Raw genomic sequence first — 11,377 nt, forward strand, 5'->3', positions numbered from 1 at the left:
TCATGGCAGTAAAAGTTGGTATTAACGGATTTGGACGTATCGGACGTTTGGCACTTCGTCAAATTCTTCAATTCGATGGAATCGAAGTAGTCGCGATCAACGACCTTACAGACACTAAAATGCTTGCGCACCTTCTCAAATATGATACGACTCAAGGTCGTTTCGACGGCGAAGTTGAAGTACACGACGGTTACTTCCTCGTCAACGGTAAAGAAATCAAAACACTTGCTAACCGCAACCCAGAAGAACTCCCATGGGGCGAGCTCGGTGTTGACATCGTTCTCGAATGTACTGGTTTCTTCACAGACAAAGAAAAAGCTGAGCTTCACTTAAAAGCTGGCGCTAAAAAAGTCGTTATCTCTGCACCTGCAACTGGCGACATGAAAACAGTCGTCTTCAACACGAACCACGAAATCCTTGACGGAACTGAAACAGTTATCTCTGGTGCTTCTTGTACTACAAACTGTCTCGCGCCAATGGCTAAAGTTCTCCAAGATCAGTTCGGAATCGTTGAAGGTCTCATGACTACGATCCACGCTTACACTGGTGACCAAAACACACTCGACGCTCCACACCCTAAAGGTGACTTCCGTCGTGCACGTGCGGCAGCAGCAAACATCGTTCCAAACTCAACTGGTGCTGCAAAAGCAATCGGTCTCGTTCTTCCAGAACTTCAAGGTAAACTTGATGGATCTGCACAACGTGTACCAGTCGCTACAGGTTCACTCACTGAGCTCGTAACTGTACTCGACAAAAAAGTTTCTGTAGAAGAAGTCAACGCAGCAATGAAAGCAGCTGCTAACGAGTCTTACGGTTACACTGAAGACGAAATCGTTTCTTCTGACATCGTTGGTATCTCTTACGGATCACTCTTCGATGCAACACAAACTAAAGTCATGACAGTCGGCGACAAACAACTCGTTAAAACAGTTGCTTGGTATGACAACGAAATGTCTTACACTAGCCAACTCGTTCGTACACTCAAACACTTCGCAGAAATCGCTAAGTAATTCGAGCAATTAAATAGCAATTGAATAAGAGCGGAAACGATATCAGTCTCCGCTCTTATTGCGGAAAAAAGCGGGAGGGGCATTCGCCCCTCACTATACGTAAGAGACGGAGGACGAATGTATGAATAAGAAATCGATTCGCGACATCGATGTACAAGGAAAACGCGTATTTACACGCGTGGATTTCAACGTACCGTTGGAAGACGGTAAAATCACGGATGACACACGGATCCGTGCTGCACTCCCAACGATCAAACACTTGATCGACGGCGGAGCAAAAGTCATTCTCGCTAGCCACATGGGTCGTCCAAAAGGCGAAAAGAACCCTGAGTTCTCACTTGCACCAGTCGTAGCACGCCTCAGCGAATTGCTTGGTAAAGACATCAAGCTCGTTGAAGAAGCATACGGTCCAGTTGCAGAAGAAGCAGTCAGCAAACTCGAAAACGGCGATGTCGTCGTCTTAGAGAACGTTCGCTTCTACCCTGGTGAAACGAAAAACGACGAAGAGCTCGCTAAAGGATTCGCGAAACTCGCTGACGTCTTCGTCAACGACGCGTTCGGCGCAGCACACCGTGCACACGCATCGACAGAAGGTATCGCACACCATGTCGACACAGCAGTTGCCGGTCTTCTCATCGAAAAAGAACTTCAAGTTCTCGGTAAAGCTCTTTCTAACCCGGATCGCCCGTTCACGGCAATCATCGGTGGTTCGAAAGTAGCGGACAAAATCGGTGTCATCGATCACTTACTCGACATCGTCGATACGTTGATCATCGGTGGCGGCTTATCGTACACGTTCCTCACAGCTCGTGGTATCGAAGTCGGTACTTCACTTCTTGAGGTCGATAAAATCGACCAAGCGAAGGAATTCATGAAGAAAGCAGAAGAAAAAGGCGTTAAGTTCCTCATGCCAATCGACTGCGTCATCACGAAGGAATTCGGAGAAGAAACATATGTCGGACCACGTGACATCACAGAGATCCCAGCAGATCACATGTCACTTGATATCGGTCCAAAAACGGTTGAACTCTACTCAGAGGCAATCAAGAACTCGAAACTCGTCGTCTGGAACGGACCGATGGGCGTATTCGAACTCGATAAATACGCAAACGGTACAAAAGGTGTCGCGCAAGCTCTTGCGGACAGCGATGCGTACTCAATCATCGGCGGTGGCGACTCAGCTGCTGCGGCAGAGAAATTCGGTCTTGCTGACAAAATGAGCCACATCTCTACAGGTGGTGGAGCAAGTCTCGAATTCATGGAAGGGAAAGCTCTTCCTGGTGTCGAAGCGCTAAACGACAAGTAATCTAAGTTCACAAGGGAGTGTTTCTCAATGCGTAAACCAATTATCGCAGGTAACTGGAAGATGAATCTGACGCTCAAGGATGCAGTCGCATTCGTTGAGGAAGTCAAAGGAGCTGTACCTGCTTCGACGACAGTCGACGCAGCCGTCTGTGCGCCAGCAGTATTCTTGGCACACTTGACAGAAGCAGCAGCTGGTACGGATCTTAAGATCGGTGCTCAAAACATGTACGACAAAGAGAGCGGTGCGTTCACTGGTGAAATCAGCCCGCTCATGCTCAAAGAACTCGACGTGACATACGTCATCCTCGGTCACTCTGAGCGTCGTGAGTACTTCGGCGAAACAGATGCGTTCATCAACAGCAAAGCGAAAAAAGCGTTCGAGCACGGTCTCGTTCCAATCGTTTGTGTAGGTGAAACACTGGAAGAGCGTGAAGGCGGCAAGTTCGAAGACGTCATCCGCGAACAGACAGCAAACAGCCTCAAAGGTCTTACTGTCGACCAAGTGAAAAATCTCGTCGTCGCATACGAGCCTGTCTGGGCAATCGGAACAGGTAAATCAGCGACAGAACAAGATGCACAAGATTCTTGTAAATTCGTCCGTGACGTCGTTGCAGCTGAATTTGGTGCTGAAGCAGCAGAAGCTGTCCGCATCCAATACGGTGGTAGCGTCAAACCGGAAAACATCAAAGAATATATGGCTCAACCAGACATCGACGGCGCGCTCGTCGGCGGTGCAAGTCTTGAGACAGGATCGTTCCTCAAACTGTTGGAGGCGATTTAAATGAAAAAACGTCCAGTCGCACTGATCATCCTTGATGGTTTTGGTATGCGTGACGAGGAGTTCGGAAATGCCGTTACGGCGGCAAACAAACCGAACTTCGACCGTTACTGGGGTCAATACCCGCATACGTTGTTGAATGCGAAAGGCGAATACGTCGGTTTGCCTGAAGGTCAAATGGGGAACTCAGAAGTGGGTCACCTCAACATCGGTGCAGGTCGCGTCGTCTATCAATCGCTATCCCGAATCAACAACGCAATCAAGGATCGCTCGTTCTTCTCGCGTCAAGCGATGAACGATGCGGCAGGTCACGTGAAGAAATACGGTTCAGCGCTTCATATCTTCGGTTTGGTCTCTGACGGTGGAATCCACAGTCACATCAACCACTTATATGCGGTGCTCGAATTCGCGAAACTTCACGAAATCGAAAAAGTCTACCTCCATGCTTTCACGGACGGTCGTGACTGCGACCCACAATCGGGCGCTGGTTTCCTCCGTGACGCGCAAGCGAAGATGGATGAATTGAATGTTGGACAATTCGCGAGTATCTCTGGTCGCTACTATGCGATGGATCGCGATAACCGTTGGGAACGCGTCAAGAAAGTCTATGACGTCATCACGTTCGGTGAAGGTCCAACGACGAAGGATCCAATCGGCATGGTTGAAGCTTCGTACAAACAAGACGTAACGGATGAGTTCATCGAACCAACTGTTGTCGTGCAGGAAGACGGTACGCCAGTCGCACCGATCCACGATAACGATGCGATCGTGTTCTTCAACTATCGTCCTGACCGTGCGATTCAGCTTTCGAAAGTCTACAAAGAAAAGGGTGGCTTCGACGGATTCGAAATTCCGGACAACGCACCGAAGAACCTGCTACTCGTCTCGATGACGAAGTACTCGGATGCGATTGATACGGACATCGTCTTTCCGCCTGAAGACATCAAGAACACGCTTGGTGAGACATTGTCAAAACAAGGTCTCAAACAGCTACGCATCGCGGAAACGGAAAAGTATCCGCACGTCACGTTCTTCTTCAACGGACAACGTGAAGAACCATACGAAGGGGAAGATCGGATCTTGATCCCTTCACCAAAAGTCGCGACATACGACTTGAAACCGGAGATGAGCGTCTATGAAGTCACAGACGCGCTCGTCGACGCAATCAACTCGGACAAACACGACGCTATCATCCTCAACTTCGCAAACCCGGATATGGTCGGTCACTCGGGTATGCTCGAGCCGACGAAAAAGGCGATCGAAGCTGTCGATGAGTGTCTTGGGAAAGTCGTTGACTTGATTCTCAGCAAAGGCGGCGCGGCAGTCATCACGGCTGACCACGGGAACGCGGATAAAGTCCTCAATGCGGACGGCAGTAAGATGACGGCGCATACGACAGAACCGGTTCCATGTATCGTGACGGTCGAGGACGTCGAACTCCTTGAACCACTCACAGGTGCACTCGCTGACCTCGCACCAACGGTCCTTGATCTTCTCGGAGCGGACCAACCAGCAGAAATGACTGGTAAATCGATCGTATTGAAGAAATAATCCCGTCGATCGAAAGAATTACAGCACATATTTCTTACACACAAAAGGAGCGAATTTAAATGTCAATGATTACAGAGATTTACGCACGCGAGATTCTTGATTCACGCGGTAACCCAACAGTAGAAGTAGAAGTTTATACAGAAGATGGCGGTTTCGGTCGCGCACTCGTACCATCAGGTGCATCAACTGGTGAGCACGAAGCAGTCGAACTCCGTGATGGCGACAAAGCACGTTACCTCGGAAAAGGTGTTTTGAAAGCTGTTGACAACGTCAACGAAAAAATCGCACCAGAAATCATCGGTTACGATGTCTTCGACCAAGCTGGAATCGACAAAAAGATGATCGATCTCGACGGTACGAAAAACAAAGGTAACTTCGGCGCTAACGCGATCCTTGGTGTTTCTATGGCTGCTGCACGTGCTGCTGCTGATGAGCTTGGTCTTCCACTTTACACATACCTCGGTGGATTCAACGCGAAAACATTACCAACACCAATGATGAACATCATCAACGGTGGATCACACGCAGACAACAACGTGGACTTCCAAGAGTTCATGATCATGCCTGTCGGTGCTCCAACATTCAAAGAAGCACTTCGTATGGGTGCTGAAATCTTCCACGCGTTGAAATCAGTTCTTAGCGGAATGGGTCTTAACACAGCAGTTGGTGACGAGGGTGGATTCGCTCCAAACTTGAAATCAAACGAAGAAGCAATCACAGTTATCCTTGAAGCAATCGAAAAAGCTGGCTACAAAGCAGGCGAAGATGTTTACCTTGCAATGGACGTCGCTTCTTCTGAGTTCTACGATAAAGCAGCTGGAACATACAACCTCGCTGGCGAAGGCAAAGTCCTTTCAACAGAAGAGCTTGTTGAATTCTACGCACAACTCGTTGACAAATACCCAATCATCTCAATCGAAGATGGCTGTGACGAAAACGACTGGGATGGTCACAAACTCCTTACAGATCGTATCGGACACAAAGTTCAACTCGTTGGGGATGACTTGTTCGTAACAAACACTGAGAAACTTGCTGAAGGTATCGAAAAAGGCATCGCTAACTCGATCCTCATCAAAGTTAACCAAATCGGTACGTTGACTGAAACATTCGACGCAATCGAAATGGCTAAAAAAGCTGGCTACACAGCTGTCGTTTCTCACCGTTCTGGTGAAACTGAAGATTCAACGATCGCTGACATCGCTGTTGCGACAAACGCTGGTCAAATCAAAACAGGTTCACTTTCACGTACAGACCGTATCGCGAAATACAACCAACTTCTCCGCATCGAAGACATGCTTTCAGACGTTGCTGTCTACGACGGAATCAAATCATTCTACAACCTCAAGAAGTAATTTCAGGTTGATCGTTTGAACAAGCTATAAGGAAAACCTCCTATTCGTGTGATACGTACACACGGATAGGAGGTTTTTGTATATCAAGCAATGTCAAACCAAAAAGTCGCTTTTGTCATCAAAACTATACTGAACTGTCAAAAAATTGATTCATCCTAGTAGATGACTAAAATGTTATACTCATAAATAAGTGCAAATTAAATAGTTATAGGCATTAATTACATCTTGCTTGATGAAGATGACAAATACGTCTAAAGGAGATACGATCATGCTAAATTCAGATTTAGATATCCGTTTAGAACCACGCATTCAAGAGTTATATCGACTACACAAGGAGCGTTCAGCCAACATCGACTGGAGCTACCACGAATTCATTCCGTGGGATAAGGCGATGTCGTTCAAACGCGTTCCTTGGGATGAAAGCCAAGTCACACTTCCGGAAGGTGTCATCGTCGCAATTGAGACGGCATTACTGACAGAGGTCAACTTACCGTGGTACACGTCGCACTTAGACTATACGTTCAAGAACTCGATGGAAGTCATCAATGACTTCGTCCGGACATGGACAGCAGAAGAAGATCAGCACTCGAACTTACTCGAGACATATTTACTCGTCACGCGAAACGTCAATCCAACGCGACTTCATCAATTAAGAAGACGCGTCGTTGAAAACGGCTGGTTCCCGGACTTCACGAACCCGTTAGCAACGATGGCATATACGTCATTGCAAGAGTTAGCGACACTCGTCTTCTATAACAACGTTGCGAAAATCGCAGGGGCACACGACAAAGACTTAGCAACGCTACTCCGTCGTCTAGCGAAGGATGAAGCACTGCATTATGCGTTCTATCGTGACACGGTCAAAGCACACCTAGAGCTTGACCCGAACTTCATCGTCTTCTTCGAAGACGTCATCATCAACTTCTCGATGCCAGGTGCTGTCATGCCTGACTTCACGGAACGTATGAAGACGATTGCTGTTGATACGAACTATGGACCACTCCAATACTTCGACCAAGTATTAGACGTCGTCGTCAAATTCTGGGGCATCGCTGATTTAGAACCGACAACTGACGAAGCGAAACAATCTCAAGCGAACATCATGAAGTATCACGGACGTTTGAAGCGTATCAAGGAACGTCAGGAACGCCAACTCGAAAAAGCGAAGATTGACGCGTAAGGGGGAATGAAGATGAAGTGTGAAATCTGTGGAACTGAAACGAACAACCAAGTCAGTTACTTGGAACTCGACACGTGGGAATTCAATTCTCTGAATAAAGAAGCGAAAGATTTTTATCCGATCTGTTTTGATTGCTTCGACAAGCATACGAATCAATTCATCGATCAGGAGATGGATCTCGAATTACGTAAAAAACGTTCGCAAATGGTCAACAAAGAAGTAGAAGCTGAAATCGAAGCGATTCTTGAGGTTGAGAATTAAGTCGTCTTTACCATACGTGAAGGGAAGCAAAACCGGTAGTGCTTTGGCGCTATCGGCTTTTTATTATCCCTAAAAAAGCAGTTATCTCTTGCTTCACATGTTTTGTGAAAGAAGAAATAGCTGCTTTTAACATGAAGTCAGTCTTCGATGAATGTAACGAGATAATGATGGGCAGAATGAAGCGGTGCACGGGTCACGAAAAAGTCCGGGAGATCGACATCGATTCCCAATTCGCGTAGTGTATCGGGATCCAAACATTCATGAATCAAACGTTTGATGTCTTGTAACAGTTCATCGTGCAAGTTCGCTTCCTTCGGAAAGGCACGTTTCGCGTCATCGCGCAACAATAGCACGATCGGTGGTAGACCTCGTAAGAGATCAACCTGAAGGGGCTGCTGATGACGTTCGAAATAATCATTCAGACAACTGACGACCCTCATCGAGTGTTCTTCTTTCATCCGATCCCAACTCTCTGTATGTGACTGTAACTCTCTAGCTATTCCCTAATTGAAGCGAGGATATGCAGGGAAACTGGAAATGAAGCATTACGAGGACGCTGTTCGGGGTAGAACTAAAGGGAAGGGGGAATCGACATGCTATTTCGGTTTTTGTTTTTAGGGCTAGATACGTCGATTGGTGACATCCCGTTGCGCCTCATCTATTTTACGGAACTCATACTATTCATCGGTTTGTATCAAATCACGAGCCGGTTTTCGCGTCAGAGTCTGATTTTGGGAACGGCACTCGGAATTGGTGGACTGATTGCCATCTTACCCGGTGCGCTCTATATCATCCGTTATAATCCGGAGGATGCCGTCATCGATGTCACGTTCCTATTGATTTATTTGTTTGAGCCGCTGGCAATCGTTGCGTTCGTTGTTGCTTTGATTCGACGTTTGTATACAGGCAGGAAGAAAAAAAGAGGTAGAAACGTGCATTGATTTCCGTCCAAGACGTCGCTTTCCGCGGGCGGAAGGCAAGCCTCCTCGTCGCGTGTGCTCCTGCGGGGTCTTACCTATTCCGCTATTCCCGCAGGAGTCTCCGTCTTTTCTGAAAATCAATCGTCTAGTGCTATCTAATCTGACAATCAATACAACGTAAGCTGGCGTGACGCTGTCTTACGGTGTATTTGCGTATACCTCCAAATACTTTCTTTCAATAGTGTAAGGAAGACTGACTGGAAGAATATTCTATAATAGAGGGAGAGCGAAATCAGATTTTAGTTGGTTTCGTAAGATCCTGGTGATTATAGGGGTAAGTTTCATGCATAAAGTGTTGTTCGGTTTGTCCATTTTGAACAGTGTCTATATTACGAATAACTTATTTACGTATTCCGATAGTTTTTTGAATGCACCACTCGGCATCACGACCGTTATTGCTGTGACGTTGATTTTTCTAAACGACAGCGTCAAAAAAGATAAACCGTCGTTGTACACGAAAGCGACGGATGGGTTAGGATTCATTAATATTTTGATTGGTCTTTCACTGATTGTCTTTATTTAAGACATGATTCAGAGTGATGATTATACGGAATGATCGTAAGTCTGACGCCGCGTCAGGCTTCTTTTTTATAGTCCAATCCAAGAACTCGAAAAAAATAAAATATATTTTATATAAAAAAGATTGATGTGTAACCGGTTACACAATATGATGATTCTTGTAAGCGTTATCAAAAGAAAGAGGTGGCGAAACATGTCGACCATCCGGGAAGTAGCGAAAGCGGCACATGTCTCCGTCGCGACGGTCTCACGCGTCATGAACGAAAAGGGTTATGTCAGTGAGAAATCGCGTAAGGCGGTGCTTCAGGCAATCAAACAATTGGACTATCGACCGAACCGGGTCGCGCGATCGTTGTTCCAAAAACGGTCCGGACTGATCGGGTTGATCGTTCCAGACATCACGAACCCGTTCTTCCCACAACTCGCACGGGCTGTGGAAGATATGGCACATCAACATGGTTTTCAGGTCATCTTGTGTAACACAGACGAACAGTTTCAGAAAGAACGTGAATATATCAAGTCACTCGAGGCGATGCATGTCGACGGATTGATCATCACGACGAACTACTCGAACAATCCGAACTATGAAGAACTCGAAGTGCCGGTCGTAGCGTTAGACCGTGTGTTACAAGGTGCGATTCCGACGGTGACGTCAAACGGCTACGAAGGTGGGAAGAAAGCAGCTTCGTTCTTACTTGCTTCTGGTGCGACGGAGCTCGCTGTCATCAGTGGTCCTTCGAAACTCCCGACGATCAAAAAACGACGGGACGGTTTCGAAGAGATCGCCGGAACCCATCTCGTTGCAAGCATCGAGTCACCGTTCCACTTTCAAGGGGCGCTTGACGCAGCGAACTATCTCTTTGATCACTATCATTGCAACGGTATTTTTGCCGCGAGTGATGTCATCGCTGCAGCAACGGTGCAGGTCGCTGCGGAGCGCGGGATCACGATTCCGGACGAGCTACAAGTGATCGGCTATGACGGCATCGAACTCGGACAAATGATTTCACCACCGTTGACGACGATTGCGCAGCCGATCTATCAAATGGGAGAACTGGCAGCGAAACTCTTGATTCAACGGATTGAGGGCACACCGATTGCCGCCGTTCATCATGAGTTGACGGTTGAGATCATCGAACGGGAAACGACGAAACGGAAGGATGAGGAAGTATGAAACAAATCAGTGTCATCGGCAGTATCTCGATGGATCTCGTCGTCGAAAGTAAACGTCGTCCAGGTGCAGGCGAAACGGTCATCGGGGATGCCTTTCATACCGTACCGGGCGGAAAGGGTGCGAACCAAGCGGTCGCAGTCGCGCGTCTCGGCAGTACCGTCGAAATGATCGGTTGCGTCGGCAGTGACGCAAACGGTGAAGCGATCCGCGAAAACTTTAAAACGCAAGGAGTGCAGACGACGCACTTGCAAACGATTGAAGGTGAACGGACGGGAACGGCACACATCACGCTCGCTGAAGGCGATAACTCGATCGTCGTCGTTCAGTCTGCTAATCAACATGTGAAATTTGCGGATGATACACTCGCGCCGATTCTCGCAGACAGTGAAATCATCTTACTCCAGCTCGAGATTCCAATCGAAACGGTCGAGACCGTTGCTCTGGAAGCGCATGCAGCCGGCATTCCAGTCGTCTTGAATCCAGCGCCGGCGATGTCACTCAGTCCGGAATTGATTGAAAATGTCACGTACTTAACGCCAAACGAACATGAATGTGGTTTGATCTTCGGACAAGACCAGCCGATCGAACATTGGTTGATGGAATACCCGAATAAATTGATCGTGACCGAAGGCAGCCGCGGGGCACGCTTCTACGACGGTGAGTCGATCGTGACGATTCCAGCGATCGAGACGACGGTCGTTGATACGACAGGAGCAGGGGATACGTTCAACGGTGCCTTAGCCGTTGCGTTAACGGAAGGACAACCGCTTGTTGAAGCGATTCGTTTCGCAAACCGGGCAGCCGGCTTATCTATCCGCGCGCTTGGCGCACAAGGCGGCATGCCGACACGGGAACAGATGGAGGGAGACGCATGAAGAAGCATGGTATCTTAAACAGTCATATCAGCAAAGTCCTGACCGACCTCGGTCATACAGATACGATCGTCATTGCCGATTGTGGCTTACCGATTCCAGACGGGGTCGCACGGATTGATTTAGCACTGGAACTCGGCACACCATCATTCCTCGACGTCGTCCGTGTCGTCGCTGGTGACATGGCGATCGAACAGCTGACACTGGCGACGGAAATCAAAGGAGCGAACCCGAACGTGCTCGAGGCACTGGAAGATATGCAGATCGAGACGACGTTCGTCTCACATGAGGAGTTCAAGAAACAGACACAGCAGGCGAAGGTCATCATCCGGACCGGGGAAGCGACACCGTACGCAAATGTCATTTTCCATTCCGGCGTAATCTTTTAAGGGGGT

The 11,377-nt window shown here is 47.9% G+C and carries 13 protein-coding genes; 12 read left to right on the forward strand and 1 reads right to left on the reverse strand.

Translation table 11 applies throughout. The annotated features are described in order from the left end of the window. Window positions 1–2 precede the first annotated feature (2 nt). From gap to NOM72_RS01970, 7 genes are all read left to right on the forward strand, one after another. The gene (gap, locus tag NOM72_RS01940; RefSeq protein ID WP_023469217.1) at window positions 3–1,010 is read left to right on the forward strand and encodes a type I glyceraldehyde-3-phosphate dehydrogenase; all 1,008 of its coding nucleotides are present in this window, start codon (window positions 3–5) and stop codon (window positions 1,008–1,010) included. Window positions 1,011–1,131: 121 nt separating this feature from the next. Next, entirely contained in the window at window positions 1,132–2,316 is a 1,185-nt protein-coding gene (locus NOM72_RS01945) for a phosphoglycerate kinase (protein ID WP_223040747.1), read from the forward strand. A gap of 27 nt (window positions 2,317–2,343) precedes the next feature. Further along, window positions 2,344–3,096, forward strand: coding sequence for a triose-phosphate isomerase (gene tpiA / locus NOM72_RS01950; RefSeq protein WP_023469215.1), 753 nt, complete (start codon window positions 2,344–2,346; stop codon window positions 3,094–3,096). Next, window positions 3,097–4,644 carry a 2,3-bisphosphoglycerate-independent phosphoglycerate mutase gene (gene gpmI, locus NOM72_RS01955; protein WP_035396306.1) on the forward strand — a complete coding sequence of 516 codons (1,548 nt, stop codon included), beginning with the start codon at window positions 3,097–3,099 and terminating at the stop codon, window positions 4,642–4,644. A 59-nt stretch (window positions 4,645–4,703) separates the two neighbouring features. Further along, window positions 4,704–5,996: a phosphopyruvate hydratase gene (gene eno, locus NOM72_RS01960; RefSeq protein WP_023469213.1), complete on the forward strand. Its 1,293-nt coding sequence runs from the start codon at window positions 4,704–4,706 to the stop codon at window positions 5,994–5,996. Between the two features lie 268 nt (window positions 5,997–6,264). Further along, window positions 6,265–7,176 (forward strand): acyl-ACP desaturase, encoded by a 912-nt coding sequence (locus NOM72_RS01965; protein ID WP_035396308.1) that lies wholly within the window; start codon window positions 6,265–6,267, stop codon window positions 7,174–7,176. A 12-nt stretch (window positions 7,177–7,188) separates the two neighbouring features. After that, window positions 7,189–7,437, forward strand: a complete 249-nt coding sequence (locus NOM72_RS01970; protein ID WP_230088506.1) for a hypothetical protein — start codon at window positions 7,189–7,191, stop codon at window positions 7,435–7,437. Between the two features lie 137 nt (window positions 7,438–7,574). Here NOM72_RS01970 and NOM72_RS01975 read toward each other — a convergent pair whose 3' ends face one another. After that, window positions 7,575–7,895: a hypothetical protein gene (locus NOM72_RS01975; protein ID WP_255997608.1), complete on the reverse strand. Its 321-nt coding sequence runs from the start codon at window positions 7,893–7,895 to the stop codon at window positions 7,575–7,577. A gap of 135 nt (window positions 7,896–8,030) precedes the next feature. Here NOM72_RS01975 and NOM72_RS01980 point away from each other — a divergent pair, with 135 nt between their 5' ends. The 5 genes from NOM72_RS01980 to rbsD all read left to right on the forward strand — a co-directional run bounded on the left by NOM72_RS01980 (window position 8,031) and on the right by rbsD (window position 11,371). Beyond that, the gene (locus NOM72_RS01980; RefSeq protein ID WP_255997610.1) at window positions 8,031–8,378 is read left to right on the forward strand and encodes a hypothetical protein; all 348 of its coding nucleotides are present in this window, start codon (window positions 8,031–8,033) and stop codon (window positions 8,376–8,378) included. Window positions 8,379–8,700: 322 nt separating this feature from the next. Then, on the forward strand, window positions 8,701–8,940 hold the full coding sequence (locus NOM72_RS01990; protein WP_255997612.1) for a hypothetical protein: 240 nt from the start codon (window positions 8,701–8,703) through the stop codon (window positions 8,938–8,940). 189 nt (window positions 8,941–9,129) lie between these two features. Continuing rightward, window positions 9,130–10,110 (forward strand): LacI family DNA-binding transcriptional regulator, encoded by a 981-nt coding sequence (locus tag NOM72_RS01995; RefSeq protein WP_214771288.1) that lies wholly within the window; start codon window positions 9,130–9,132, stop codon window positions 10,108–10,110. After that, a complete protein-coding gene (gene rbsK / locus NOM72_RS02000) occupies window positions 10,107–10,985 on the forward strand; it encodes a ribokinase (protein WP_255997618.1) in 879 nt (292 codons plus the stop codon). The genes NOM72_RS01995 and rbsK overlap by 4 nt, the downstream gene beginning before the upstream one ends. After that, window positions 10,982–11,371, forward strand: a complete 390-nt coding sequence (rbsD, locus tag NOM72_RS02005; RefSeq protein ID WP_058264674.1) for a D-ribose pyranase — start codon at window positions 10,982–10,984, stop codon at window positions 11,369–11,371. The genes rbsK and rbsD overlap by 4 nt, the downstream gene beginning before the upstream one ends. Window positions 11,372–11,377 lie beyond the last annotated feature (6 nt).

The sequence above is a fragment of the Exiguobacterium sp. LL15 genome, assembly GCF_024436095.1.
In the GTDB taxonomy this organism is placed as follows: domain Bacteria; phylum Bacillota; class Bacilli; order Exiguobacteriales; family Exiguobacteriaceae; genus Exiguobacterium_A; species Exiguobacterium_A indicum.